This is a genomic window from Desulfitobacterium sp. PCE1, assembly GCF_000384015.1.
GTDB classification, from domain to species: domain Bacteria; phylum Bacillota; class Desulfitobacteriia; order Desulfitobacteriales; family Desulfitobacteriaceae; genus Desulfitobacterium; species Desulfitobacterium dehalogenans.
Genome location: NZ_KB913023.1, coordinates 2,794,846 through 2,821,145 on the forward strand (window position 1 = coordinate 2,794,846; position 26,300 = coordinate 2,821,145).

25 protein-coding genes, 1 tRNA gene and 1 pseudogene are annotated in these 26,300 nt (G+C 44.4%); 4 read left to right on the forward strand and 23 right to left on the reverse strand.

Annotated features, from left to right (window positions below; translation table 11 throughout):
- Positions 1–96: 96 nt before the first annotated feature.
- Positions 97–2,215: pseudogene (locus tag DESPCE1_RS0113910) on the forward strand (thioredoxin domain-containing protein).
- Between the two features lie 107 nt (positions 2,216–2,322).
- Here DESPCE1_RS0113910 and rsgA read toward each other — a convergent pair.
- From rsgA to larC, 9 genes are all read right to left on the reverse strand, one after another.
- Positions 2,323–3,606, reverse strand: coding sequence for a ribosome small subunit-dependent GTPase A (gene rsgA, locus DESPCE1_RS0113915; RefSeq protein WP_019850848.1), 1,284 nt, complete (start codon positions 3,604–3,606; stop codon positions 2,323–2,325).
- Positions 3,607–3,742: 136 nt separating this feature from the next.
- Complete coding sequence (locus DESPCE1_RS0113920) at positions 3,743–4,021, reverse strand: CD3324 family protein (protein ID WP_019850849.1); 279 nt, start codon at positions 4,019–4,021, stop codon at positions 3,743–3,745.
- Between the two features lie 160 nt (positions 4,022–4,181).
- Positions 4,182–4,631, reverse strand: a complete 450-nt coding sequence (locus DESPCE1_RS0113925; protein ID WP_019850850.1) for an N-acetyltransferase — start codon at positions 4,629–4,631, stop codon at positions 4,182–4,184.
- Between the two features lie 458 nt (positions 4,632–5,089).
- Positions 5,090–5,506: a hypothetical protein gene (locus tag DESPCE1_RS22120; RefSeq protein WP_019850851.1), complete on the reverse strand. Its 417-nt coding sequence runs from the start codon at positions 5,504–5,506 to the stop codon at positions 5,090–5,092.
- Between the two features lie 117 nt (positions 5,507–5,623).
- On the reverse strand, positions 5,624–5,959 hold the full coding sequence (locus DESPCE1_RS22125) for a GNAT family N-acetyltransferase (RefSeq protein WP_019850852.1): 336 nt from the start codon (positions 5,957–5,959) through the stop codon (positions 5,624–5,626).
- Between the two features lie 142 nt (positions 5,960–6,101).
- Positions 6,102–7,172: an HD-GYP domain-containing protein gene (locus DESPCE1_RS0113935; RefSeq protein ID WP_014794569.1), complete on the reverse strand. Its 1,071-nt coding sequence runs from the start codon at positions 7,170–7,172 to the stop codon at positions 6,102–6,104.
- A gap of 422 nt (positions 7,173–7,594) precedes the next feature.
- Positions 7,595–7,681, reverse strand: a tRNA-Leu gene (locus tag DESPCE1_RS0113940).
- 397 nt (positions 7,682–8,078) lie between these two features.
- Positions 8,079–8,231 (reverse strand): aspartyl-phosphate phosphatase Spo0E family protein, encoded by a 153-nt coding sequence (locus DESPCE1_RS0113945; protein WP_014794570.1) that lies wholly within the window; start codon positions 8,229–8,231, stop codon positions 8,079–8,081.
- A gap of 132 nt (positions 8,232–8,363) precedes the next feature.
- Positions 8,364–9,560, reverse strand: coding sequence for a nickel pincer cofactor biosynthesis protein LarC (gene larC / locus DESPCE1_RS0113950; RefSeq protein ID WP_019850853.1), 1,197 nt, complete (start codon positions 9,558–9,560; stop codon positions 8,364–8,366).
- 141 nt (positions 9,561–9,701) lie between these two features.
- On the opposite strand from larC, the gene DESPCE1_RS0113955 reads away from it, so the two are divergent.
- Positions 9,702–10,130 carry a CBS domain-containing protein gene (locus DESPCE1_RS0113955; protein ID WP_014794572.1) on the forward strand — a complete coding sequence of 143 codons (429 nt, stop codon included), beginning with the start codon at positions 9,702–9,704 and terminating at the stop codon, positions 10,128–10,130.
- A 100-nt stretch (positions 10,131–10,230) separates the two neighbouring features.
- On the opposite strand, the gene DESPCE1_RS0113960 is transcribed toward DESPCE1_RS0113955, so the two are convergent.
- Positions 10,231–10,968: an SDR family NAD(P)-dependent oxidoreductase gene (locus DESPCE1_RS0113960; protein ID WP_019850854.1), complete on the reverse strand. Its 738-nt coding sequence runs from the start codon at positions 10,966–10,968 to the stop codon at positions 10,231–10,233.
- A 163-nt stretch (positions 10,969–11,131) separates the two neighbouring features.
- On the opposite strand from DESPCE1_RS0113960, the gene DESPCE1_RS0113965 reads away from it, so the two are divergent.
- On the forward strand, positions 11,132–12,166 hold the full coding sequence (locus DESPCE1_RS0113965) for a polyprenyl synthetase family protein (protein ID WP_014794574.1): 1,035 nt from the start codon (positions 11,132–11,134) through the stop codon (positions 12,164–12,166).
- Here the strand turns inward: DESPCE1_RS0113965 and DESPCE1_RS0113970 are convergent.
- Complete coding sequence (locus DESPCE1_RS0113970) at positions 12,161–13,225, reverse strand: tetraprenyl-beta-curcumene synthase family protein (protein WP_019850856.1); 1,065 nt, start codon at positions 13,223–13,225, stop codon at positions 12,161–12,163. The genes DESPCE1_RS0113965 and DESPCE1_RS0113970 overlap by 6 nt on opposite strands.
- Before the next feature lie 290 nt (positions 13,226–13,515).
- On the opposite strand from DESPCE1_RS0113970, the gene DESPCE1_RS0113980 reads away from it, so the two are divergent.
- Complete coding sequence (locus tag DESPCE1_RS0113980; RefSeq protein WP_014794576.1) at positions 13,516–14,322, forward strand: hypothetical protein; 807 nt, start codon at positions 13,516–13,518, stop codon at positions 14,320–14,322.
- A 405-nt stretch (positions 14,323–14,727) separates the two neighbouring features.
- Here the strand turns inward: DESPCE1_RS0113980 and tatA are convergent, their stop codons facing one another.
- The 12 genes from tatA to DESPCE1_RS0114045 all read right to left on the reverse strand — a co-directional run bounded on the left by tatA (position 14,728) and on the right by DESPCE1_RS0114045 (position 26,292).
- A complete protein-coding gene (gene tatA / locus DESPCE1_RS0113990) occupies positions 14,728–14,910 on the reverse strand; it encodes a twin-arginine translocase TatA/TatE family subunit (RefSeq protein ID WP_014794577.1) in 183 nt (60 codons plus the stop codon).
- 191 nt (positions 14,911–15,101) lie between these two features.
- Positions 15,102–15,878, reverse strand: coding sequence for a peptidase (locus DESPCE1_RS0113995; RefSeq protein ID WP_014794578.1), 777 nt, complete (start codon positions 15,876–15,878; stop codon positions 15,102–15,104).
- Positions 15,879–16,067: 189 nt separating this feature from the next.
- A complete protein-coding gene (locus DESPCE1_RS0114000) occupies positions 16,068–16,352 on the reverse strand; it encodes a hypothetical protein (RefSeq protein ID WP_019850859.1) in 285 nt (94 codons plus the stop codon).
- Between the two features lie 23 nt (positions 16,353–16,375).
- Positions 16,376–17,668 (reverse strand): glutamate-1-semialdehyde 2,1-aminomutase, encoded by a 1,293-nt coding sequence (hemL, locus tag DESPCE1_RS0114005; RefSeq protein WP_014794580.1) that lies wholly within the window; start codon positions 17,666–17,668, stop codon positions 16,376–16,378.
- Positions 17,669–17,680: 12 nt separating this feature from the next.
- Positions 17,681–18,697: an AsnC family transcriptional regulator gene (locus DESPCE1_RS0114010; RefSeq protein ID WP_014794581.1), complete on the reverse strand. Its 1,017-nt coding sequence runs from the start codon at positions 18,695–18,697 to the stop codon at positions 17,681–17,683.
- Complete coding sequence (nirJ2, locus tag DESPCE1_RS0114015) at positions 18,698–19,696, reverse strand: putative heme d1 biosynthesis radical SAM protein NirJ2 (RefSeq protein WP_014794582.1); 999 nt, start codon at positions 19,694–19,696, stop codon at positions 18,698–18,700.
- Entirely contained in the window at positions 19,693–20,673 is a 981-nt protein-coding gene (gene hemB, locus DESPCE1_RS0114020) for a porphobilinogen synthase (RefSeq protein ID WP_014794583.1), read from the reverse strand. The genes nirJ2 and hemB overlap by 4 nt, the downstream gene beginning before the upstream one ends.
- A gap of 22 nt (positions 20,674–20,695) precedes the next feature.
- Positions 20,696–21,871 carry a putative heme d1 biosynthesis radical SAM protein NirJ1 gene (gene nirJ1, locus DESPCE1_RS0114025; RefSeq protein ID WP_014794584.1) on the reverse strand — a complete coding sequence of 392 codons (1,176 nt, stop codon included), beginning with the start codon at positions 21,869–21,871 and terminating at the stop codon, positions 20,696–20,698.
- Positions 21,868–23,382: a uroporphyrinogen-III C-methyltransferase gene (cobA, locus tag DESPCE1_RS0114030; protein ID WP_019850860.1), complete on the reverse strand. Its 1,515-nt coding sequence runs from the start codon at positions 23,380–23,382 to the stop codon at positions 21,868–21,870. Before cobA ends, nirJ1 begins: the two co-directional genes overlap by 4 nt.
- Before the next feature lie 12 nt (positions 23,383–23,394).
- A complete protein-coding gene (hemC, locus tag DESPCE1_RS0114035) occupies positions 23,395–24,336 on the reverse strand; it encodes a hydroxymethylbilane synthase (RefSeq protein WP_028305581.1) in 942 nt (313 codons plus the stop codon).
- 10 nt (positions 24,337–24,346) lie between these two features.
- Entirely contained in the window at positions 24,347–25,678 is a 1,332-nt protein-coding gene (gene hemA / locus DESPCE1_RS0114040) for a glutamyl-tRNA reductase (RefSeq protein WP_019850862.1), read from the reverse strand.
- Complete coding sequence (locus tag DESPCE1_RS0114045; protein ID WP_014794588.1) at positions 25,654–26,292, reverse strand: bifunctional precorrin-2 dehydrogenase/sirohydrochlorin ferrochelatase; 639 nt, start codon at positions 26,290–26,292, stop codon at positions 25,654–25,656. Before DESPCE1_RS0114045 ends, hemA begins: the two co-directional genes overlap by 25 nt.
- Between the last annotated feature and the right edge of the window lie 8 nt (positions 26,293–26,300).

Consider the following 26,300-nt stretch of genomic DNA (forward strand, 5'->3'; position numbering starts at 1 on the left):
TTCCATCATCTAAGAAGATTTTATAGCGGCCATAACATATTCATTGCCCATTGTGAGATAATATAAGAAATTTATAAAACAAGGAGGTGATGCCCTATGACAAACGTTAAAAGCATACCCAATAGATTAAACAATGAAAAGTCTCCTTATCTTCTTCAACACGCTTATAATCCCGTCGATTGGTACCCTTGGAGTGAAGAAGCTTTTGCTAAAGCAAAAGCCGAAGATAAGCCGATATTTTTATCTATTGGGTATTCGTAGTTGTCTATACTAAGCGACTTGTCATTGGTGTCATGTCATGGAGCGGGAATCCTTTGAAGACGAGGAGGTCGCCCAACTCATTAACCGTTACTTTGTTCCCATTAAAGTGGATCGGGAAGAGCGCCCCGATGTAGACCATATCTATATGGAATTCTGTCAGGCTCTCACTGGCTCAGGGGGATGGCCTTTGACCCTGTTTCTGACTCCTGATGAGCGGAAGCCTTTCTATGCCGGGACTTATTTCCCCAAAGAAAGCCGCTACGGGAGACCAGGAATTCTCGATCTTTTGTCCCAGCTGGGAGAGCTTTGGCAAAAAGATAAGCCAAAGATTCGCGACTCGGCTGAAGCCATCTATAAGGCTGTTACTTCTCGTGAAGAGCCCTCTGTGGATTCACTGACTCCTGCTCAGAAGGACGATTTTATTCCTTGGGCAAAGGAGATTCTGGACACAGCCTTTCAAACCTTGCAAAAGTCCTTTGATCCCCACTATGGGGGATTTGGGCGGGCACCGAAATTCCCCACCCCCCATAATTTAACCTTCCTTCTGCGTTATGCCCATGACCATGGGGATGACTCCGCGGCCCGGCAGGCCGCCCTTATGGTCCGTACCACTCTGGAGCGCATGGGACAAGGTGGGATCTATGATCATGTGGGCTTTGGCTTCGCCCGCTACAGTACGGACCGTCATTGGCTTGTTCCTCATTTCGAAAAAATGCTCTATGACAATGCCTTGTTAGCCATTGCCTATCTTGAGAACTACCAAGTCCAACATAACCCTCATGATGAGCAAAAGGCCCGGGAAATCTTCACTTATGTCCTCCGGGATATGACCGCTCCGGAAGGAGGCTTTTATTCTGCAGAAGATGCGGATTCCGAAGGAGTGGAAGGAAAATTCTATGTCTGGGCTCCACAGGAGATCCACGAAATTCTTGGGGACGAAGAAGGCCGGCTCTATTGCCAGGCCTACGGAATCACCCCGGCAGGCAATTTTGAAGGGGAAAATATCCCCAATCTTCTGGATACGGATTGGGAAGCTCTGGAGTCAGAATGGAATCAATCTCCTGAAAGCCTCAAGAAACACCTCGAAGAATCCCGGAAAAAGCTTTTTGCTGTCCGCAAGAAAAGAATCCATCCTCACAAGGATGATAAAATCCTCACCTCCTGGAATGGATTAATGATCGCCGCCTTAGCCAAAGGTGCCCAAATCCTTGGCGATCCCGCCTACGGTGAAGGAGCAGAGAAAGCCGTTCATTTTATCCAAAAAAACCTCTACCCCAATCAACGCCTGTTGGCCCGCTACCGGGATGGCGATTCCGCCCATTTAGGCTATTTGGATGATTATGCCTTTTTAATCTGGGGGCTCATCGAACTTTATCAGGTTTCCGGAAAAAAGGAGTATCTGGAATTCGCTCTAAAGCTGCAACGTCAGCAGGATGAACTTTTCTGGGATTCGGAAAAGACCGGATACTTCTTAACAGGCAAAGACGCTGAGGAACTGCTGATCCGCCCGAAAGAAATCTATGATGGGGCAACTCCCTCAGGGAACTCCGTCTCTGCCCTAAATCTGATTCGGCTTGCCCGGCTTACTGGAGATGGGGATCTGGAGAAAAGGGCATCTGAACAGATAATGGCTTTTAGATCCACTCTTTCAACTTACCCTTCAGGATATAGCGCTTTTCTGCAAGCCATCCAGTTCGCTCTCCAGGAAAGCAGGGAGATTATCCTGGCCGGCTCTCTGCAGCAGCCTGAGCTAAGGAACATGAGGACTATGATCTTTAAAGAATTCCGTCCCTATACTACTCTTCTCTATGAAGATGGTACCCTTTCTGAGCTTATCCCCTGGTTAAAGGATTATCCTTTGGATTCTGACAAGGTTACCGCTTATCTATGTCAAAATTACGCCTGCCACAAACCCGTACATCAGGCCGAGGATCTCTCTGCATTACTGACTTAGATACAACAAAAAAAGCATCATTTCAATATTGAAAATTAGGAAGTGCGTTTCCATGGTCTGGAAACGCACTTTCACCGTATTGTTCATATTCACCTGAAATGGACTCATCATCTACCAAAACTAATTTCGCTGCAGCCATCTTTAATTGACAATTTATCGAGGGGAAATGGTGTCATAGCCAACGGCTTAACTGCAATGGATATGAGCAGGGCCGGATTATCATCTGCTGCAATTCGATTCGAATTCAAAGTGCCGCACGTTCGGCATCTGTGAATAATCGCCCATTCACCGCCCTTACGCACCCACACACTGACCGGTTCCATTATTCCTTTGCACAGGGAAGCACGGTCGCCCGGCTCATTGTCTACATGTACGCTCGATAAACACTTCGGGCAATGGTTGCGATGCTGGCTCCCAGCACCTTCCGGCACAACAAGCGTCCCACATGCCTTGCATGTAAAGCTCTCTGTACAAGCTGAATGCCGATAATCAGTTCTAGGGGAAGTACATGTAACGACTCTGGTATCCGCCATTTTCTGATAAGCATCATATCGTTCTCTTTTGAGTTTTTTCGCGCGAAGCGCCTCAAGAACTTGGCACCCTTCCTCGTGGACATGCGTACAGTTCCTAAAATAACAACCTTCAATGAGTTGCGCTATTTCAGGGAATACCGCGTTTCGTTCCTCCGCGGAAATTTCCTGCAGGGCAAAATCGCGAAAGCCCGGTGTATCAATCCATAAGGTTCCTCTGGAGCCAACCTGTAAAACACTGGTATGAGTGCTTGACATAGTACAGCGGGAATCTTCTTTTTCTAATGGTTTGTTTAGACTCCCATGTATCAAAGACGTTTTGCCGCAAGACCTATCACCAACAACAACCACAGTTTTTCCCTCAACTGTTTTAATTAGTTCTTCTTGCCGTTCACGAGCTGAACCTACAAATACGAAGTCGACGGAAGTTTGATACAGAGCCAGTTTGGCTTCTAACAGAGCCTGATTGCTTTCCCCAATTAAATCCCATTTGCTAATAAATATACCGACTTGAATTCCTGCTCGTTTGGCGGCGATAATCGCCGCTTCCAAATAACCTGCCTGATTGAGCAGGTAATCGGCGGTCACGATCGCCAAAAGATACTGAACATTCGCTGCTACCAGGACTTTCTCTTCTGTGGAACGACGATTTCCCCTATATAAGGCAGTTTTTCTTGGCAGAACTTGAATCAGTTTATATTGATCATTCCCAGCAAGTCCTATTTCAACCTGATCACCAACAATCAATGCATTCTTCTTCGAGACCAAAGAGCCAGGAAGCAGGCAGGAAATGATTTCACCTTCCGCTAATACTTGGACTTGTTTATTCACGATATTTACAACAGTAGCTTTCTTCTTCATCTTAGTTTCCTCCTAAATAAGGGACAGGCTTTTGGGGCGCACTTACTCTTTCATAAAATAGTATAGATTCTGTTTACTCATAGGAGCAACCGAATTGACGTTTCAGAAACAAAGAAGCGCCATGGCGCTTCTTTGTTTACTGGTTCTCCAGTTTAAATTTTGCAATAATTTTCTGTATGCTTTTCGGTGATAAATAGTAAGTTTCCGAAAGATGGCCAACCGGCATTCCTTCTGTATATTTTTCGTAAATCTCCATGTTTCTGAAAAGAATCATCTCTTTGCCTTTGGTGTTTTCTCCCCATGCCTTACGATTGCTTTCTTTTCTTGGGATATAAACATATTCACCGTCAATATATTTTTGAATTAGATCTATTATTTCTTTGGGCAGCACATCGGCTGCTTTGATATAGCTCATTTATGCTCCTCCTAATTTGGGTGTTCAGGAATGAGCAAAGGCTATACAAGTATCAATTTTTTGATGCTATGCGATAGCCTTTGCTATGCATAACGCGCCGAACTAAACTTCATAAAAATGCTTCCTCCCTTATATGCCTTCAACATTAAATAATTCTTCTTTACTCAATTGGATTTGACTCTAATCTACTGTGCTTCCATACCATCGTGAGATCGCTTTCTTTGGTTTCCTCCTCAATCTGTTCCGACAAAATTACGAATCCTTCTTTCAAGTAGAATCTTACTGCCCGCTCATTTCTTTGATAAACATTCAAAAGAAGTTTGTTATGCCTCTCTTTGGCATAATTGAGCAGTTGACCGCCAGTTCCCTTGGATTGATATTCTGTATCAACAAAAATTCCCTCAATGTAATCTCCATTCAGTCCAAGAAACCCTTGTATCTGACTGCTGGAATCATACACATAAATAGTCGCCTGCGGCAACATTTTTTCAACTGTGGGATAGCTGTTTATCCAATAGCTGCTGTCGATAAAATGATGCACCCTAATATTCGTATTAAGCCATATCTTCATAATTTGTTCGATATCGGTTTCTTTAAAATCTCTGATCATAATTAAATATCTTTCTCCTTTTGATTAAAATAAATTATTTCAATAAAGTAACATTCTGAACAACAAAAAAGCAGATAACTCTATCACTTAGAGCTATCTGCTTGCTTATAGCACACTAACATAAAGAAAAACGCTTTGCGAGTTTCTCACATTATTGCGACAGTCACCAAGTTAACATGTATTCATGTTCACTTGGCTCCCCTGCGTAAATAACCTATAATTTTTTCAATCAATTACAGGTAGCCTAAGCTTTATCTATCCGCAAAATAAGCACAACAAAAACCCCTCGTGATATGAGAGCTAAAATTTTTATTGTTCATTATCTTAGCGAATAGACGACATCAAGCCACCACCCTTTATATAATCAAAGCTATCATAACAAATTTTTCTTAACTTTGGAAGATGTTTTTAGGCTGTATTGATTTATCCTCAAAATGTTCAGCATGATTAATCATCGATTATGCATGGGACAAAAGAGGGAACATCATCTGATTGTTTACAAATAAATTATCTTTTCCTTTTAAAACAAAAAGTGTTGTATCCTCTTCCATAAGAACTAGAGAATTAAAAGTAGTATTCGCTATAGGTGTAAAACCAAAAACTACTGTGCTTATTTGATGTTCTGCCACTCTAGATACTACATCAAGGAGAGCGTGGTCACCGCTGCCAAAAACATCGTAACAGGTTATAACCGAATTTTCATTGGAAGCAATTATTACAGTATCGAAATCTTCCAAGAAGTATATGCAGTCTTTCATAAAGGACGTACAATAAAACATGAGTAATCCATAGTTGTCTTCCATTGAAAGCGCGGAGTATGGATTGGATTTGGCGTAATATCGTTTCAATAAAGCGCGATCATCTGCACTCCCCATGTCAAGTTTCCTTACATGTCCTTTTGTTGGAGTAATTGGACTACTACATTGGTATTCAATGACTTTTTCAAATCCAAATTTAGGATAAAAGTCAAGAACGCTATCATTAGCAAAAAGTTAAATACTATTGCACTTGTCTTTCCATTCCTTCAGGATGGTTTCTATTAAATAGCGCGACAAACCCTGATTTCTATAATCAATATCTGTCATTACAGTACCGATTTGAAGGCATAGCTTTTCTTGTCCATAGTGCAGAAATTTTATAATACTCACAGAGGCATTAGCTATTACTTTTCCATTATCAACTAAGGAATATGGAATATATTTATCTGTCCAATATCCGTTCTGATAAAATTCCTCAAAGGATAGGCCAAAGGTTTTCTCAGCTAAACTGTTATAACTATGCCTCAATGTGTCATTGTCCTTAATGTTGCTAGTCAAGATAAACTTCATATAATCATCTTCCTTAACTTTTCTACTGCATCATATATGATAAACTCTTTTAAAAAGAAAGCTTATTCAGGTTGCAAATGAGACCCCTGAACAAGCTCAGCAAGAAATCTTAAAATATATTATACTGGATTATGTTTCATCTTTACTTATTCTCTATGCCGACGATGAGCAAGGAAGGGTGTTCCACTAAGTTATAATCAATTGGAGCAATGAGTCGAACCTCGCCTTCATGGGTCATTCGGACATAAGGCCGCGTGGGAAAAGAGGAATTTTGCTTTACTACATTCCCACGAAGGCCGTTGGTGAGGCGGATCCCTGAACCTGTAGGATAGGGTGTAATGCATTTGGAAAAGGTGTTTTGTACTACTTTAGGTTCAAAAAGTTTATCTGAATTGGCGATAACGTATTCATAAGCCTCATAAGGCTGCAGAGCATTCCGATATACCCTTTTGCTGGTTAACGCCTCATAAACATCCGCGACAGCTGCCAAGCGGCCATATTCATGAATCTGGGTCCCCTTTAATCCCCTCGGATAACCGCTGCCATCCCAACGCTCTTGATGCTGAAGAGCGACGTGTGCAGATAATAAATTAATATCCTGATTTTTGCGGAGGATCTCAAATCCATATTCAGCATGCTTCTTAATCTCTTCGAACTCTTCAGGGGTAAGAGGTCCCTTCTTGTTAAGAATCTCCGGTGAAATTTTTATCTTACCCACATCATGCATGAGCACACCCATACCAAGATCCAGCAGTTTCCCATTATTCCAGCCCATGGATATCCCCATAATTAATGCGATAATTGTGGTATTCACCGAATGATGAAAAGTATAATCATCATAACCCTGAATCTCCATAACATTTCCCAACATATCCTTGCTATAGAGAAGGTCGGCGATGATGTTTTGTACTGCCTTTTTAACTTCATCCAGATTCACGGCATGAAGCTGCGATTCATTAAGATTTTTGCCTAAATTTTCTAAGGATGCGTATGCAATTTCACGTGTCTTGGTGGATACGGCAGAATAGATCTCCACATCCTGAAATGTGTCATCTTCAATAAACATGGTATCAAACCCTAAACGGGATAACTTATCTATATAATTACGGGTGAGTTTAACTCCCGCCTGCAATAGGACCTTTCCATTAGGACTAACCAGCGGCCGGGCAAGCACTTCACCTTCGTCCACATAGGCAATATTCACTAATCGCATACAACACTCCTGCTTCCGTATTACAATTACACCCATTTTGCCTCAATTTAAACAAAACGTATATACAATTTCGCCAAAATTATTTCTAATCCTCTTCTATTTTTTAACTGCGAAATATTTTCCCTTTAGTCCTATGAGCCTTTAACTAGTCCTATCGCCTCATAATCAAAGAATCAAAACAATTCATTCAGTTTTTTATCGTCTGCTTTAAAACCATTATACTTTTGCTTTTTAAAAAAATGAACTACTAAATAAAAGGATTAATAAAAAATTTATATTTATAATAATTAAAAATTGTAATCTGTCCCGAAATATCTTCTCCTCAGGAAGTCATTAAATTGTGACACGCAATTTAGCAAAATGAAATCAAAGCATAAAAACAAAAAACCCTTGATTCCTCAAGGGTTTCGACATTTTCATTATGGTGCGGTCGAGAGGACTTGAACCTCCATGAGCGTACACTCACTAGAACCTGAATCTAGCGCGTCTGCCAGTTCCGCCACGACCGCGTAACAATGTATATTATATGAAAGCTGAACCTACTTGTCAATAGAATAATTTTGAATCTATTTATAAAAGTTTTCCTTACTACGAAATTATATATACAAAATTAACTTTTACACTAAGAGCTTTTACACTTCTCTTCCCCCATATGCACACATTAAATAGAGGGCAGGCAGGGAGTGTGAGTAAAATGATGGTCGATGGGTTCTACGCAAAAATAAAAATATTGCTCGATTTTTGTTGACATTGAGGCCGAAAAGCCACTGGAAGATCACAGCTATGAGTCCAGGATATGGAGCAAAGGATATAGAGAAGCTATGGTTACTGTTAAAAACTATATTGGGGATCTGATAGGTACAAAAAAACCCTATCCGCTGATAGGGCTAAAATATCAATTATTAATTACTTTGCTGTAAGGTAATATTCATTGAGAAGCTTATCCAGTTTTTGACTTAAATCGACAACCTCAGGGTCAGTAAGAGGCTTTCTCTTACCTAATTGATTAAGCTCTTTTCTCATATCCTCAATGAGCTTAAGCAATTGATGGTTCCACATAGATTTGACTCCCTTTCTATTGATAACAGACTAAAACAGACTAACAAATCTATTTTACTGAATCTATCCCGATTAATCCATAAGACATTTCGTCGAATAAAGAAAAATATCGAGACTACTCCCACCTCATTACTATCTAGTAATAATTATATCCTGTTTTGCCTTCTCTTTTATCTCCTCGTAGATATGCTTTAAGGGTTTCCCTGTTAGTTGAGCAAGCCGGCGACAATCCTCGTACTCCGGACTCACAGTGCAGGCCCTCCCCTCCCAAAAAGCCACCTTTACTTGCGCTGAGCCGTACTTCGTTTCAATTGTAAGAAGCTCATAAGGAAGCATGTATTTCTTTATAGGATAAATCCGTAATCCAATAGTGGTCGTCTCTTCAAAAAGAATCCTGCGAATTTCCTCCAGTTTATGATAAGGAGTTTGCACAGTCAAAAGTACGGCTGGACGGTTTTTCTTCATTTGGATATCCTGGATATAGACATCCATGGCTCCCCCTTGGAAAAGCTTTTCAAAGAGATAATCGTAAAGCTCAGGATTCATATCGTCGATATTTACTTCCAGGGTTAAAGCCTCCCCTACCCGAATCCCTTCATGTTGACTATCCTCATTGGCCAGCTCTCCCACAGTCAGCCTTAATAGGTTAGGGATGATTAAATCTTTCGTTCCCGCCCCGTAACCGATTCTCTCCACTTTAATCTTCGGAAATGGACCAAAATCCTGACAATAAGCTGTGACTATGGCAGCTCCGGTGGGGGTGGCTAATTCTCCCTCAACATCTTGCGAATAAATCGGGACTCCGGTCAATAATTCCAAAGTCGCGGGGGCAGGTACAGGTAACAGCCCATGTGCAGCCTTGACAAAGCCTTTCCCCACATGAATTGGCGAAGAGAACACCTTTTCAATTCCCAAACGCCAAAAACCTATTACGGCACCGACAATATCCACGATAGCATCGACTGCTCCGACTTCATGAAAATGAATCTGTTCTATGTCGGTTCCATGGATTTTAGCTTCAGCTATCCCTAAGCGGGTGAATATCTCCAGGCTTCTGTCTTTGACTTGGGCAGGCAAAACACTTCTGCCGATGATCTCCCGAATATCCGACAGATTGCGGTGGACATGGCCTTCTAAGGAGTGAACATGGACTTGGGTACCGCTGATTCCCTGTTTAATTACTTTCTGCTCATACAGTTCATATTCGTCCAAATCCAGACCTGCTAAATCTCTTTGTAAAAGATTAAAATCTAATCCTGCATCAACGAGGGCACCTAGAAGCATATCCCCGCTGATACCAGAAAAACAATCCAAATAAGCTGCTTTCATATCAATTCTCCTTAACAAAGATCTTGCAAATTATTTTAGGCTGCTCTATACTAGGGCAGGCTAATGAATCTCAATTCCTTACTTACTCGGTCGAATCCTCCATGTATCTTTTTTGTTAAATAAAGAGGGGTGTTCAAAACCATGAATGTTGCCTTTTTCTTAATACCTAAGCAAGATGTAATTTACCTTAAAGTCAATTCTACCATGCGTCAGGCCATAGAGAAAATGGAGTTCCATCGCTACTCAGCCATTCCCCTTATTGATGATCAGGGTCACTACCTCGGTACGATTACCGAAGGGGATCTCTTGTGGAAGCTCAAAAATACTCCCGGTCTTGACTTTCAAAACACCCATACCATTCGACTTACTGAGATTGAACAACATATTCAAAACTATCCGGTTTCCATCAACTCCCGTATGGAAGACCTTATCTCACGAGCTGTTGAACAGAACTTCATCCCGGTAGTGGATGACCAAAAAATCTTTATCGGCATTGTACGCCGCCGCGAAATCCTGGAATACTGCTCCAAAGCCTTAGGTATGTTGGAATCCTTATCCCTTGATGATTAGGGATGGACTTTTGTTTGCGAAAAAAAAGGATATATGCTCTTATGATGAACATACTATCCTCTCATTAATCCTGCAAAAATAATCAAAACTTATAACAAGATTAGATAAAATTGCCCCCATCCACAACCCAGGTTTGACCTGTAACAAACCCTGCATGGGCGATTAAAGAATAGGCGACTTCAGCCACATCTTCCGGAGTACATACCTTCTGTAAGGGCGTTCCCTCAGCCATCCGGGTTATATGATCCTCTTTGCCGCTCACCCATCGGGTCAAGACTACCCCTGGGGCAACCGAATTAACCCGAACTTCGGGAGCAAGGACCCTAGCCAAGGATTTATTCACACTGATTGCAGCTGCTTTGGAAGCACTGTAAGCAATGGAGCTTCCCAATCCTGTCAGACCGGCGATGGAAGTAATATTAACGATACAGCCTTTTTGCTTCTTTAAAGCTTCTGCAGCGGCACGGCAGGTATTAAAAAGTCCTTTAACATTGACGCTAAAAATTTCGTCCCAATACTCATCTTTCATGCCTTCAAGATCGGCATGTTCAACAAAATGAGTCATCCCTGCGCTATTGACAAGAATATCCAGCTGTCCAAAGTCTTGGACTACTGCATTGACCATTTCCCGAATCTCTTGATCCTTTGCCACATTGGCTTGGTAAATCCTGCAGGCTACATTGAGCTTTTTGATCTCCTCGGAAGTCTGTTCGGCATCTTCCCGGGAACGAGAATAATTAATAGCAATATTTACACCTTCTTGGGCAAGCTTTAAAGCGATTGCACGGCCAATTCCTGTAGCCCCTCCTGTGATTAAAGCTGTTTTTCCCTGTAGCATCACCGGTTCCTCCTTAACGACTATGTATTTCCGCAAGCATCCATCGTTTTCTTTCTTCAGTATAGCCCAGAAGGAGAGCACGTTCAAGATCTCAATCCTTTGAGGTATCCTTTTGCGTCAACATGGAATACTAGAGAAAAGGTTAGTGCAAAGGACTGATTTCATGGCTTCTCTGGATATGGCCCCCATCACGATAAAATCTTCAAACCTCGAATTATTAACGGGAGAAGAAGTCCAATCTTCGAACCCCGTTATTTCTTTTCCCGAATTGCTCATTGTTGAAGATCGGCTTCGGGAATCTTTCCTGAAGGCCGGTCACACCATCAAGGACTCCTGTCTCCTGCTCCTGGCCTCGGGAGGAAAACGATTGAGACCCCTTTTGACACTACAAAGTGCCCAGTGTTTTGGCCCTCTCAATTCGGCAGCACTTGATGCTGCGGTAGCCGCAGAATTAATTCATATGGCTTCTCTGATTCATGATGACGTCATCGATCACTCGGATCGGCGGCGAGGTGTCCCGACGATCAATTCTCAAGAAGGGAATCAGGTTGCAGTTTTGGCCGGGGACTATGTATTTGCCGAGGCCTTTCGCATCTTATCCAATAAACATCTCCTTACGAGTATGTCCTATCTGGTAGACGCCATCCAATCCATGTGTGATGGTGAAGTAGAGCAGGCTGAACAACGCTATAACTTAACGGTTGAACCCAGCCAATATTTTAAACGGATTGCCCAAAAGACAGGAATTCTTCTGGCAAGCTGCTGTTGCTCCGGCGCGGCCAGTGTGGGAGCATCCCAGGATGCCATCGAAGCCCTCGGTCATTATGGCATGAATCTCGGTTATGCTTATCAGATTATTGACGACATACTGGACTTCACTGGAAATCCCCAAGTAACAGGTAAACCCGTAGCCGCAGATCTGGCCAATGGTTATATTACTTTACCCGTCATCTATCTTTTAGACAAGCCCCTCTATGGACCTTGGGCTAGAGATATCCTGCAAACCCGAAATTTATCCCCTGCGGATGTTCAGAAAATTATTCAGGCTCTTATTTCCTCGGAGGCTCTGGATGAAGCCTTTGCCACCGCCTTGCATTGCGCCCAAACTGCCATTCAGGCTTTGAACTCCCTTCCCCCTTCACCATCCAAGACCTTCCTTATAAAGCTCACCCATACTATCCTTTACCGTAATTCATAGTCTACCTTTTTTTCTTAGCTGAAGACATATCCAATACAGAACCTTAACAGGCCTTCCCCCCGCCCTTATTAGCTCCTGAGTCACTTGACCGCAATCTCCGGATTTCCCTTTTTGGTCGGATAGGTACATAGCCAATAAGCCTCTGATAATAGCTTCATGGAAGTTAGGGTATTTTAAAGACCTGGCCCGATTAAGAGCAGTCTCCACGAAGAGCAGCAGCCGTTCCTGCTGCTCTTCTTTTGAACCATAATACTCCACAAAATTCAATTGGTTGGTCTTTCTATCTTCTTCAAGATCTATAAAATAATCCAAAAGAATATGTAATCCCGTAATCCATGGGAAATAGGCCTCTTTGGTCTTTTTCGCCTCGTTCTCCGTAAGCCGGGGATCATAGGCCATGCCAAAAAGGCAAAAGGTCCCCAGCGTAGATCCCGTAGCGGCTGCCAGCTCCCAGGCGGATAGTCCCGGATACTTGGTGATTACTTTATCTAACCAGGATAACATCTTCTTTTCACGCTCAGCAGGATGCAAATGTTTGGTGACTTGGAGCATCGAGTAAAGCTCTGCCAGTTCCATCATGAAAGGACGAATCACTCCGTAGGAAGGCAATTTTTGAACCCTTCTCTGACATGTCTGCACCAATTCAACTAAATAGCCCCCGTCTTCATGATAGGGGTAATAAGCATAATAGTCGGAACACTGAGTTCCTGCATCCAGAGCCTCGGTCATGGCCAGATGGAGCTGTCGAAAAGCTTGTTCATCCTGAATCTCCAGAGCATCCACCAGATTATCCAGATAATCGCTTATGGTCTGATACGCCACCACAAACTCAATAACCTCAGAAATCCTGACACCGGGATACAGGGAATAAATGCTGCCTCCTAAACAGTGGAATTCTTTGTGCGCTATACTGGCCAGGGCTTGATCTCTAAGTACCCGGTCGGGACATCGACCTGCTTTCTGTTCCCAGAAGCTCAGCTGAGCCTTTACCTCCGGAAATATGGTTCTGACAAAGGAATAAATCAATTGGGGATTAGAAACTTCTTTGGCAATATCCACAAATACACTTCCTTAATGGCTTTCAAATTCTACTCTAGTCTTAGTTTAACCAGTCCTCCATCCCCTAACCCCGCCCCAGCAGCTTTTTCGTTCTCTGCTGGGGCTACGGCAGCGACATGGGGGTCTACTCTAAAAAAACCAAAAAAGCCCAACCTCCAGGGATTGAACTATTGCTCGAAAATAGACAATTAAACTTTGATCAATAATTCTCCTATTACAAGAAGGAATTATCTTCAATATGCCGAATTCTACCAATTAGGCAAAAAATGGTATTACTGAGAGGGGATATAATGAAACTAGATAAGAAATTTGCTGTGGAGTATAAAGTTGGCATTGTATCTAGTTTATCTGCATCTATTATCTGGGTTATTCTCATTAGTCTTTGGTCATTAATTGCGGCAAATATAATTTCATTATGGCATAGTGAAGTTGTTTTGTTTTGGCAGTACCTGATTGCTGGGATTTCTATAGGAGCAATGTTAGTAGGATCCTTTCAGATCTATAAGAATAGCTCCAATAAATTCAAACCTAGATTCCCTTCTCTCTCAATGGATTATGTTTACAAAGAGATCGAAACAGAATTACACTTTAAAACGCGGGAAAATATCGCATATTCTTCAAATTATAATATATTTGCTCTAAAAGACTTAAGTGAAATGAAACGTTCTCATAACTGGACAGGTGATTATATTAGTTCACCAATTCTTGAATCGCCCCATAATCATAAAGTAGAACTATGCAAGGATGCTAGCTCGTTGACTACGGCTAAAATCATATTTGATGTACCCTTAGAAAAAAACGAACCTACAACTTTTAAGTTAAAATATGAACTAGGTGATTCATCAAAAATAATGCAACCTATTATAGGACATTTAGTAAGAAATCCAACGGAAAGAATAATATTAAGACTTTGTGTCCCTAACAACATGGTAAGAAGTGTCAAGAGATGTGTTTATGCAGATAGTTTTGCTCAAATTAATTTATCGCAACCACAAATAATACATCGTAAAATCATTGGCAATAATGATGTATATGAATGGGTAATTGATAACCCAAGCCTATTGTATTACTACAGGATAAGTTGGGAATTTAGTTGATTCTCACCTTTTTAATACAAATACATATTATGTATAAAAATGTATAACAAATAATTTGCTTGTCCATACTAAAGCATATATAATAAAGTTGAATATACTTGAAGAGGTGTTAAAAATGGATGGTGACTAGTAATAGCGCTAGGATTAGCTCAACTATTTGCAAAGTAGGTATAAGGACGTATCGCGAATCATTTATTGTAGATGTAGAGCGACACGTTCTTTTTGTTTAGGTTCACGAGAGCTGCTATTTCGGGGATCACCCCTGTCCCATAGCGAAAAAAAGCAGGCACCCACTTCACAGCTGGTTTGCCTGCTTTTTGCATATTTGATCCATCAATTTACAGTACTTAGAAAAGAAAGTGTACTACAGTTGCCTTAGGGTTAAACTTCTTAGCTTTCAACCTCTTAGCTTTCAACTTCTTTCTTTTCTTCCTTCTCTTCACCATTGGTTGCTGATTTGAATTCAGAAATTCCTCGTCCTAAAGCCTTGCCGAGCTCGGGAAGTTTACCAGGCCCGAAAAGAACCAATGCAATAATTAAAACAATGATCATTACAGTTGGGGTTACCATACCAAATGTTACTAACATAATCCTACACCTCCATAATCTAATATACCACAAGTATTTGTTTTAATAAATTCAATAGAACGTGAATAATATCGCATTCTCTTTACATTCCTTATCCTACAGGATTATGTCCACTTTTTCAATATGATTTTATTGGGTATTCTTAATGTGCACCGTGAAATTACTTTCTTGCAGCAAAAAAGAGCCTGAATTCAGACTCTCTCTCCACTATCGCTAGTGCTAAAAAGTTCTTCATATCCCCGATACAAGCTCCAAATTACATCCCAAAGCTCATCCTCAGCTTCCGTCACCCGCAGCCCCAACTCTTTCGCCTCCTGCCGTCCAATTGGATAGCCATGGGAAAAATAACCTTCCGTCAGAGCCCGGGTAACCACAGGAACGAGCTCAGGATTGTCCTTTAACATATAGCGGGATAACAGGGCTTCGGCGTATTGATGAGATGCCTTCAAGGCTTTTTCGTAATCTCCGATCAACCAAGGGTCAAGTTTATTGATCATAGGAGTTATGATGCCGGTAACCAGTTCAGGGTTGGGATTATCTTCGATGGAGCGCTGAAGATAATCGATGCAATAACGAATCGCCTGAACAGGAACCCATAGGTCCTTATAAAGAGGATGCTTAATCAGCGGATCAATGGGCCCCAGCTCCGAGACGGGTCCCATAACAACTTCATCTGCTCCAAGGACTAACATGGATGCTGCAGATTTGGCTACAAAGGGGACGATTACGCCAAATTCGTTGCAGAACTCACGAATCAGCATGACAACCTTATAGGGGGTGTCTACTGCTCCACCATAACTGTGCAAGAGTAAATCAATTTTCTCTGTATGCCCGATTGCTTTGAGCTGCTCGTATAAGGGGACAAGAATGCTATCATCGAGGGGCGTATAAGCGAAGTATACTAGGACCTTTGAGCCTCTTAATTTCTCCAGACTGTCTAAATAGTGAAGTCGTTCATCCTTATCCATAGAATACCCCCATGCAGACGAAATTATATACCATATTATTCCATTGCAAAGAGGGCTGTGACTGTATTTCTTACAGTATCCAAATTGATTAGCTGATTAAACAGGCCCATCTGCCCTAATCCCAGAGCACCCTCATCAAAAAGCCGCCGGTCCGAGGACCGGCGGCTTAATTCGGTTGATGGCGTTGGATTAATCCGGCAGATTATAGTCCACCCCGGATGGGTCATGACAGGATAGGCAATAGCTCTTTCCGCCCAAACCTTGTTTTTCATGACATTGATAACATTGCTTTTGGGGATTTTGATTATTTATAACCGCAAATCCATGACCCTTTTCCCCGCTGATCCACTCTTCTTTAGGAATTGAGGCATGGGGGTTATTGGGATCGTGTCCTTGAGAAACAAAAATTATGGTAATCAAGGCCACGAATAAACCTATGGATATGATCATGCGAATAATTTTCTTACCTTCCATCCGTTTAATCCTTTCTCAACAATTTAGCCCAAGGATTTAAATACATCCCTGGCTTGTTCTAAGGTATAGTCAATATCTTCATCAGTATGAGCGGAAGAAAGGAATACCGCTTCATATTGACTGGGAGCTAAGTAGACCCCTCGCTCCAGCATTCCTCTGAAGAATGACCCAAAAAGTTCAACATCAGAAGAGCAGGCACTCTTAAAGTCCACGACAGGTTGATTGGTAAAGAACGCAGAGAACATGGCTCCGACGGAGTTGACCCAAATGGGGAACCCTAATTCTTGGGCAATGGACTTCAAGCCTTCAGCTAAGCGGGTGGTTTTCTCTTCGAGTCCCTCATAGACCCCGTCCTGCTGCAAGAGCCTTAAGGTGATGAGTCCTGCCGCCATGGCTAACGGGTTGCCGGATAAGGTTCCCGCTTGATAAATAGGACCGCTGGGAGCTACCTGCTCCATGTACTTTCTTTTTCCGCCATAGGCTGCTACAGGCAGACCTCCTCCAATAATTTTACCTAGGCAGGTCAAATCCGGGTCGATTTGGAAGCGGCCCTGTGCCCCTCCATAACTAACCCGGAAGCCGGTCATCACCTCATCAAAGATAAGTAAGCTGCCATATTCCCGGGTCAGTGAGCGCAAGCCCTCCAAAAAACCCGGTTGAGGTAAAACAACTCCCATATTCCCGGTAACCGGCTCGACGATTACTCCGGCAATATCTTCCCCACATTGCTCAAAAATCTCTTTTAGACCTTCCAGGTCGTTAAATTGAGCAACGATAGTTTCTGAAGCGATAGGGGAGGGTACACCCGGAGAAGTAGGGACCCCAAAGGTCAATGCTCCACTTCCCGCTTTGATCAGCAAGGAATCTCCATGGCCGTGATAACACCCTTCAAACTTAACAATTTTGTTACGTCCCGTCACTCCCCGTGCTAAACGCAGCGCACTCATGGTTGCCTCAGTTCCGGAGCTAACCATACGGACCATTTCCATAGAAGGGAAGGCTTTAAGCACTTCTTCAGCACATTCTGTTTCGATCTCAGTGGGCGCTCCATAACTGGTTCCTCGCTCTGCGGCAGCCTTAATAGCATCGACTACCGCCGGGTGAGCATGACCAAGAATCAGCGGCCCCCAGGACAGAACGTAGTCCAGATAGGAATTGCCATCAATATCCCATAGACGCGCGCCCTGTCCCTTGGCAATAAATATTGGCTCTCGCCCTACGGATTTAAAAGCCCTTACCGGAGAGTTGACTCCACCTGGAAGGACGCCATTGGCCCGGACAAAAGCTTCCTTACTTCGTTGATCCTGAAAACTCAAGATTAAACCCTCCTAATCGTCTTCTTCCATATAGTATTGCATACTGCTCTTTTTTAACTCTTTAATACTAAAGAGCATGGCATAGTCTTTGATTCCCGTTGCTTGAGCGATCTTGGCCATCACCTCACCGCATTCCTCCTGGGAACGGGCATGGATCATGGTAAAGAGATTATATGGCCAATCTTTGAGGGTAGGTCTTTGATAACAATGACTCACTTCTCGGAAGGATGCCATAATTTTGCCGAGTGATTCGGCTTTTTCCTCGGGGACCTGCCAAACCCCCATGGCATTGGCGGTAAATCCGGCTTTTTGATGACGGAGAACAGCTCCAAAACGCCTAATCACCTGGTTGTTAACCAGATGCTGAGTCTGTTTAAGAACCCGCTCCTCCTGCCAAGCCAGCTTTTCGGCAATCTCTGCATAGGGAGTTAAGGACTCAGGGATATTCCCCTGCAGTTCCCGTATGATTAATTTATCAGCTTCATCCACCGGGTAGGGTTCTAACTTTTGAGAACCCCGTGGATTAGCTGATGAACACTCATATTCTTCTAAATTGCGGCTATCCTCTTCCTGATCTTCCGGACTAAAGTCAAAATCCACACTGATTTTAAATAGACGGAGAGCCGGCAGAGAATACACCTCTTCCGTGCCAATGATCCCTTTGATGGTGGTTAGAACCTTTTCCACTTCCTTCTGGGAAGTGGCGATAAGGGTAAACCAAATATTATAATCATGATTACGCAAATAATTATGAGTCACTCCGGGAATATCCATAAGCAGATCGGCTAGAATCTGAATCTTATCCTCGGGCACTTTAGCCGCGCACAAGGTACTTTTATATCCCAAACGATGGGAATCAAAGACTCCACCTAAGCGCCGGATAATTCCCTCTTGGCGAAAGGATTGTATTCTTTCCCAGGCTTCATCCTCTGTGCTTCCGGTAAGGCCGGCTAAAGTCTCGTAGGGACGTGATGTAATGGGAAAATCCGTTTGAACAATATTCAGCAGAGCCCGGTCAAGAGCATCCATTTATTTTCCCCCCTTACGCCCGTGATAAAGGCACCAGGGCTCCTCTGCCATAAAATCTCCTTCTTCATAATAAGCAGCCCGGGCCCGGCAGCCGCCGCAGATGGTTTTATAACCGCAGATACCGCAGCCCCCTTTATAATCCAAAGTACGCAATTCGTTCAGAACTGGGTGAGTCTTCCAAAGCTCATCAAAGGGTGTCTCCCGGACATCCCCTAAGGGGATATTGAGGTAGGCACAAGGCTGTACCTGCCCCTTTGGACTGATAATGCAGTAGGAGGTACCGGCCAGGCATCCCCGTCCGAAACGGGTCTTAACACCCATCTGCTTGGCAATCCGCATAAACTGCGGAGCGCAGGTCGGCTTAAGCTCTATATCAACCTCTTGCTGCTTTTTCATGATACGGGTCAGGGCATCTTCATATTCCTCAGCCCGCAGGGACTCTTCTTCAATGGATACAGCCCGCCCAGTGGGAACCAGGAAAAAGAAATGATGGGCTACCGCCCCCTCAGCTACAGCAAAATCCGTAATGGCTTCCAGCTCATCCCGATTCCAATCCATGACTGTGGTATGAATCTGAAAAGGAAGTCCCACTTCCCGGCAATTACGCATGCCCTGCACTGCCTCTTCCCAGGCTCTGGGATACTTGCGAAACTGATTATGCTTTTCAATATGCAGGGAATCCAAGGAAATTCCCATCCCCATGGCCCCTGCTTCTTTCAAGCGGCGAGCCATATCCACAGTAATCAGAGTCCCATTGGTTCCGAAAACCGGGCGCAAGCCCAAGGAGGTGGCATGAGCTACCAATTCCACGATATCCGGGCGCAGGAGAGGCTCTCCGCCGCTAAAAATCATAATTTTAAATCCGGCCTTAGCAATCTGTTCAAGGAGTGTCTTGGCTTCGGCAGTGCTCAGCTCTTCTTCAGCCTTGCAGCCGGCATCACGGTAGCAATGATCACAATACATATTGCAGGCATTAGTGGTATTCCAAGATACAATCATGATTGTTCCTCCTTTATCCAGCGTGCTGCATCTAAGGCGTGGTAAGTAATAATGAGATCCGCTCCGGCTCGTTTCATGCTGACCAGGCTCTCCATGACCACCCGTTTTTCATCAATCCAGCCCTTTTCTGCAGCCGCTTTGACCATGGCGTACTCGCCACTGACATTATAAGCGGCTATGGGCAGCCCGAATTGCTCCTTGGTCCGATACGTGATATCCCCATAGGCCAGAGCAGGCTTGATGATAAGCATATCAGCCCCCTCCTGGATATCAAGGTCGGTCTCAAGCATGGCTTCATTGCCATTGGCAGGGTCCATCTGATAAGTGCGACGGTCCCCGAATTGGGGGGTCGAACCGGCAGCCTCACGAAAGGGTCCATAGAAAGCAGAGGCGAATTTAGCCGCATAGGACATAATTGGAAGTTGAGTATAGCCTGCTTCATCCAAAGCTTCCCGGATCGCCCCTACCCGGCCATCCATCATATCTGAGGGTGCCACCATATCCGCTCCGGCTTCAGCGTGGGAAACCGCCGTCTGAGCCAGCAATTTCAGGGTAGGATCATTGAGAACCTGCCCATCCTGAATGACTCCGCAATGTCCATGGTCCGTGTATTCACAGAGGCAGACGTCGGTAATCACATAAAGATCCGGATAATGTTTTTTCGTCAAGCGTACCGCTTCCTGGACAATGCCGTGGCGGTCATAGGCACCGGTTCCTATTTCATCCTTGGACTCAGGTAGTCCAAAGAGTAAAACTGCAGGAATTCCAGCCTCCACTACATCCTTTAAGGCCACGACATACTCATCCAAAGAGTAGTTATAAACTCCAGGCATAGAGGAAACGGGGATCTTTTTCTTCTCCCCAAACATAACAAACATGGGATAGATCAGATCCTCAACCCGGACATGATGCTCCCGGACCATCTTGCGTATGGTTTCACTGCTTCTTAATCTTCGGGGACGTCTGATGAGTTGCATTGTACATTCCTCCTCCATTTCCTTATACTATTCCGATCTCCTCATCGGTTAAGTAGCAGGCTGGGTCGGATTCCCAGAAATCTCCGGTGACGGCTTCCGCACGAGTGCGGAAATTGCCATTACAGTTATTCAAGTATTGACACCGGGCACAACGGCCTTTGAGAAGAGGCTTACGATCCTTTAACCCCGCCAGGATAGGGTGGGTCTGGTCCGTCCATATATCCCCAAATTTTCGTTCCCGCACATTGCCGAAAGTGATATGTTGGGTAAATTGATCCGGATGCACATATCCCAAGGGATCCACTTCCCCGAAGGCAATCCCGGAGCGATTCCCTCCATTCATGCTGATCAGTTCCTTGATCTTTTGTGCCTTCTCAGGATCCTCCTTTAAGGTACGCAGGTAAAGATAGACTCCATCACAGTGATTATCCACCGTTAAAATCTCCTTTTGGAGTCCCCGTTCTTCAAAATCTATGGTACGCCGGATGATGGTTTCCATGGCCTGCCTGGACTGCTCAGGTGTGACATCCTCTGCAATCATTTGGTTGCCCCGTCCGGAATAGACCAAGTGATAGAAGCAAACCCGATCGATATTTTCTTCTTCAATAAAATCAAAGATCTTATCCAGCTCCGCATAGTTATGACTATTAATAGTAAAACGGAGTCCTACTCGCTGCCCCACGGCAACACAGTTCTGAATGCCCTCCATAGCGGCTTGAAAAGCCCCCTCCTTGCCGCGGAATTTATCATTGACTTCCCGTAAACCATCTAAAGATATTCCTACATAGCCCACCCCAATGTTTTTTATGCGTTGAGCCACTTCTCTTGTGATCAAGGTTCCATTGGTGGAGAGGGTGGGGCGAATCCCCTTGGCGGCGGCGTATTCAGCCAGCTCAAAAAAGTCTGGACGAATTAATGGCTCTCCTCCTGAGAAAAGCAGTACCGGCACTTTAAAATCGGCTAAATCATCAATAAAGCGCTTGGCCTCTTCTGTAGTCAATTCTCCTTGATATTTCTGGGCATCGGATTCCATATAACAATGGGCACATTTCAAATTGCAGGTTCGTGTCGAGTTCCATACCACCACCGGCCCTGACCCGGAAGTGGTTCCGTGCATGGACCCTTTTGACCCTTTGCTGTAGCGCAGAGAGTCTCCAAAGTATTCTGTATTAAAAAGCAATTTCGTTAAACTGATCATTCCTTGTTCCCCCCTGCCAGTGTCTCAAGAAGCCCCTTAATGGTATACTGCTTCGCTTCCCGGTAAATGCTCAGCCCGCACTCTTGAGCTGTTTTGCTGGTAATGGGACCGATAGAATAGAGTTTAACCCCCTCTAAAAGGCTTTGCTTGCCATCAATTAATTGCAAGAAATTGCGCACTGTTGAAGAACTGGTAAAGGTAACAGCCGCTACTGCCTTCTCTTCTAAAAGTTTTAGGAGTTCTTCCTTATTGGCGTTCCCCAAAACCGTGCGGTAGGTAGGAACATCCCAGATGTCCGCCCCTAAAGCTTTCAGGGATTCGGGCAGAATATCCCGGGCTTCCTCGGCCCGGGCCAAGAGCACACTTTGACCGGGCAGAACCCGGCTGGCCAAACCTTCGATTATTTTTTCCGCTCTATATTCTTCAGGAACAAAGGAAACCTTCAGACATCGCTTTTCCAAAGCATCTCTGGTAGCCGGACCGATAGCGACGACGTCCATACCGGCCAAGTCACGAATGTCCCTTCCTTGCTCCATGAGAACTTTGAAGAATTCTTCTACTCCATTGACACTGGTAAAGATGAGCCATTCAAACCGTTTCAGATTCTTGATGGCGTGAATCAACCGATTGGGATCACTGGGAGGAACGATTTCGATCGCAGGAAACTCCCAAGGCTCTCCGCCCAGATCCTCAATGCCTTGAGATAAGGCACTGGCTTGATGCCTTGCTCTGGTCACAATAACCCTCTGACCGAAGAGGGGTCTCTTTTCGAACCATTGCAGCTTCTCCCTCAGTTGAACAACCTCTCCCACGATAATGATGGAGGGATTGGTGAAGCCTTCTTCCTTTACCAATTGAGCAATATTATGTAGTTCACCTACAAGCACCCGTTGTTCCGGCCGGGTCCCCCATTGGATAATTCCTACGGGAGTAGAAGGCGAACGGCCATTTTCTATGAGTTTGGAGGAGATCAAGGACAGGTTTTCCATACCCATCAAAAAGATTAATGTCCCGTGAGCAGTAGCTAAATGTTCCCAGGCCAAAGCCGAACTGTTTTTAGTGGGGTCTTCATGACCGGTTATGACGGCAAAGGAAGAGGTTAAATCCCGATGAGTCACAGGAATACCAGCATAGGCAGGTACAGAAATCGCCGAAGTAACACCGGGAACAACCTCAAAGGGAATCCCTGCCTTAAGAAGATCCTCTGCTTCCTCTCCACCGCGCCCAAAAACAAAAGGGTCTCCCCCTTTTAAACGAGTAACTATTTTTCCTTCCAAACCCTTCTGGACCAGGAGAGCATTGATTTCCTCTTGGCGCAGTGTATGTCGATCGGGGGATTTCCCTACATAAATAAGCTCGCAATCAGGACGGGCTAAGGTCAAAAGCCGGCGTGAAGCCAGGCGGTCGTAGATAAGCACATCAGCCTTGGCGATGCACTCCGCCCCCTTCACAGTAATGAGTTTCGGATCTCCGGGCCCAGCACCGACCAAATATACATATCCTTTGTCCAAATCAGAACACTCCTATCCTTGATGTTGCGTATTATCGAAGGTTGTGCGAATCTCCTGAAGGATCTCTATCGCTCCTTGAGCAATAAGCTTATCGGCAGCTTTCCTGCCCAACTCTTCAGGGTTATCTCCCGACAGAGAGACCTTCAAGATGCGTTGACCGTCCAAAGAAGCGACCATTCCTTTCAGAACAATCTGTTGACCCTCGGTCACAGCCCATGCCCCTATGGGAATCTGACAGCCTCCTTCCAGCCGGTAGAGGAGAGTCCGTTCTGCTTTGACAGCTCTTTCTGTATCTTGGTGGTTCAGCAGGTCAAGCATTTCCCGAACCTCAGCCCGATGAGAAGCAATTTCCACAGCAATGGCTCCTTGGCCTACTGCCGAGAGCATAATCTCTTCAGAGATATATTCTGTGATCCGTTCTTCCCATCCTAAGCGTTTCACCCCTGCCGCCGCCAGAACAATTCCTGCCATATTGGACTCCTGCAGTTTCCGCCAACGAGTCTGAAGGTTGCCGCGCAAGTCCGCAAAAACCAAATCCGAACGATAATTCTGTAACTGAGCTTTACGCCTTAAGCTGCTGGTACCGATGACTGAACCTGCAGGTAATTCCGCTAAAGGTGTGCCGTCTTTACTTAGAAAAACATCCCGCGGCTCTTCTCTCTCGCAAAAAGCGGCGATTTCCAATCCTTGAGGCAAGACTGTGGGAAGGTCTTTGAGGCTATGAACAGCACAATCGATTTCCCCGTTGAGAAGGCCCACTTCTAACTCTTTAGTAAAAAGACCCTTGTCACCGATTTTCGCAAGAGGAACGTCAAGTATCTTATCCCCCTTCGTTTTCATGGGGACAAGGACAAACTCACCTTCAGGGTAATGCTCCTCCAGTTTCCCTTTTACCCATTCAGCTTGCCAAAGGGCCAACTGACTATCCCGTGTACCTATTTTAATGCTTCGCATGTGCTCCCCCTTAACCTTGGTTAGAATGATGACTGGCTGCATGATGGACACTCCATCCTGCATGAGGCGAAATTTCATTAACATCTAAATCAAACAAATTTTGAAGTATTTCCGAATAAAGATGGCCTTGACTGGTATTAGCTGCTTCCTTCAGGTTGGTAATAGGAGCATGCAAAAGATGAGTCACAATGGAGTTAGCCATGGACCGAATAATTTTCTCCTGTTTCTCATCAATCGAACCCAATTTATTCAAGGTATTTTTCAGCATAATCTCGCGGATCTCTTCCCCACGGCGCTGCAAAGCCACAATGGTGGGAACCACAAATAAGGAATTATGCCACTTCACGAAGCGCCCCATCTCTTCTTCGAGAGTTTTTTCGGCCTGTATGGCTGCACCCTCCCGAGCTTTTTGATGGGCATCCACTACTCCTCGCAAATCGTCAATGTCAAACAAAGTAACACCTTCTAATTCTCCAACATTGGGATGAATATCCCGGGGTACGGCGATATCAATAAGCAATAAGGATTGATTATTGCGTTGTTTCATAATCCGCCGCATGCGCTCCGGTTGGATGACAAAATGAGTGGCGGCCGTTGCCGAAATGACAATATCTGCTTCTGCCAAGGCTGAGTCCAATTCTTCATAAGGGATAGCTTTTCCTGAGAACTCTTGTGCTAAAGCTTGGGCACGCTGCAAGGAACGATTGGAAACCAATACGGCATCCGCTCCGCTGGCCACCAGATGCTTTGCAGTCAGAGCACTCATCTCTCCTGCCCCTAAAATCAAAATACTCTTGCCTCGCACATCCCCAAAGGTTTGTCTGGCAAGTTCCACCGCTGTGTAGGAAACCGAAGTAGGATGCTGGTCAATTTGTGTCTCGGAACGGACTCGCTTTCCTACAGCCAAAGCATTTTGAAAAATAGCATGAATAATTTTATTGCTTAAATTAAGCTGTGATGATTTTTCGTAGGCATCCGCCACCTGACCCAAGATTTGGGTCTCACCCATAACCATGGAATCCAAGCCGGACACGACACGAAAAAGATGCCGTACGGAATCATAAAGGGTATGCACATAAAGATATTGATTAATATCTTCTTCTTGAAGCTTCCCATGCCCCGCCAGAAATTTCTTAATCGCACTGACTCCCAATTCAACCTCAGGAGTGGCTGCATAAATCTCTAAACGATTACAGGTACTTAATAGCACTACCCCATTTAAGGCGGATAGAGTATTCAATTCCATTAAGGCTTTATCAATCTCCGAAGGATGAAAGCTGACTTTCTCACGAATCTCTACTGGAGCCGTCTTGTGGTTCAACCCAATAGTGATTGGAAACACTTCTGCATTACTCCCTTCGCCTCGTCTAGCCGACCGTCTTTTATCAGCTCAAAGACCTCTCCATCCGTAACCTGATTCCAAAACGTTTCCTTCTGCTCCGCTGTCAACTGGGCTTTCACATCTTTACGCCAGCTTCTCAGTAAGGTCAAATAATCTTTATAGGCCTCCCCGTAGTGCTCTTCCAGCTCGGTCCGGATCTGGCGGGCTACAATGGGGCTGCTCCCTCCCGTAGAGACAGCAATGCTTAAATCTCCACGCTCTAATAGTGAGGGGACAATAAAAGTACATTTCTCCGGATCATCCACCACATTGATCAGGCGAAAAGATTCCCGGGCATTTCTGGCTACAGCGCTGTTAACCTCCTCGATTTCGGTACAGGAAAATACCAACACCTCATCCTGTAAATCATCGGCAGAGTACTCTTTTTTCTTCCATAAACATCGGACATCATCCACCAGTTTCAGTAGCTCCGGGTGAAGTTCAGGTGATACGATACGAACGACAGCACCATGCTCCAGCAGGGTTTTCACTTTTCGCCAAGCAACCATTCCCCCGCCCACAACCAAAACCGGTTTATTCTGCATCTCAACATAAATGGGGTAATAATGTGACACTTGCAGCC

Coding starts and splice junctions, on each gene's coding strand:
- rsgA (WP_019850848.1), bottom strand. CDS start 3,606: ATGAAGAAGAAAGCTACTGTTGTAAATATCGTGAATAAACAAGTCCAA.
- DESPCE1_RS0113920 (WP_019850849.1), bottom strand. CDS start 4,021: ATGAGCTATATCAAAGCAGCCGATGTGCTGCCCAAAGAAATAATAGAT.
- DESPCE1_RS0113925 (WP_019850850.1), bottom strand. CDS start 4,631: ATGATCAGAGATTTTAAAGAAACCGATATCGAACAAATTATGAAGATA.
- DESPCE1_RS22120 (WP_019850851.1), bottom strand. CDS start 5,506: ATGGGGAGTGCAGATGATCGCGCTTTATTGAAACGATATTACGCCAAA.
- DESPCE1_RS22125 (WP_019850852.1), bottom strand. CDS start 5,959: ATGAAGTTTATCTTGACTAGCAACATTAAGGACAATGACACATTGAGG.
- DESPCE1_RS0113935 (WP_014794569.1), bottom strand. CDS start 7,172: ATGCGATTAGTGAATATTGCCTATGTGGACGAAGGTGAAGTGCTTGCC.
- DESPCE1_RS0113945 (WP_014794570.1), bottom strand. CDS start 8,231: ATGTGGAACCATCAATTGCTTAAGCTCATTGAGGATATGAGAAAAGAG.
- larC (WP_019850853.1), bottom strand. CDS start 9,560: ATGAAAGCAGCTTATTTGGATTGTTTTTCTGGTATCAGCGGGGATATG.
- DESPCE1_RS0113955 (WP_014794572.1), top strand. CDS start 9,702: ATGAATGTTGCCTTTTTCTTAATACCTAAGCAAGATGTAATTTACCTT.
- DESPCE1_RS0113960 (WP_019850854.1), bottom strand. CDS start 10,968: ATGCTACAGGGAAAAACAGCTTTAATCACAGGAGGGGCTACAGGAATT.
- DESPCE1_RS0113965 (WP_014794574.1), top strand. CDS start 11,132: ATGGCTTCTCTGGATATGGCCCCCATCACGATAAAATCTTCAAACCTC.
- DESPCE1_RS0113980 (WP_014794576.1), top strand. CDS start 13,516: ATGAAACTAGATAAGAAATTTGCTGTGGAGTATAAAGTTGGCATTGTA.
- tatA (WP_014794577.1), bottom strand. CDS start 14,910: ATGTTAGTAACATTTGGTATGGTAACCCCAACTGTAATGATCATTGTT.
- DESPCE1_RS0113995 (WP_014794578.1), bottom strand. CDS start 15,878: ATGGATAAGGATGAACGACTTCACTATTTAGACAGTCTGGAGAAATTA.
- DESPCE1_RS0114000 (WP_019850859.1), bottom strand. CDS start 16,352: ATGGAAGGTAAGAAAATTATTCGCATGATCATATCCATAGGTTTATTC.
- DESPCE1_RS0114010 (WP_014794581.1), bottom strand. CDS start 18,697: ATGGATGCTCTTGACCGGGCTCTGCTGAATATTGTTCAAACGGATTTT.
- nirJ2 (WP_014794582.1), bottom strand. CDS start 19,696: ATGATTGTATCTTGGAATACCACTAATGCCTGCAATATGTATTGTGAT.
- hemB (WP_014794583.1), bottom strand. CDS start 20,673: ATGCAACTCATCAGACGTCCCCGAAGATTAAGAAGCAGTGAAACCATA.
- nirJ1 (WP_014794584.1), bottom strand. CDS start 21,871: ATGATCAGTTTAACGAAATTGCTTTTTAATACAGAATACTTTGGAGAC.
- hemC (WP_028305581.1), bottom strand. CDS start 24,336: ATGCGAAGCATTAAAATAGGTACACGGGATAGTCAGTTGGCCCTTTGG.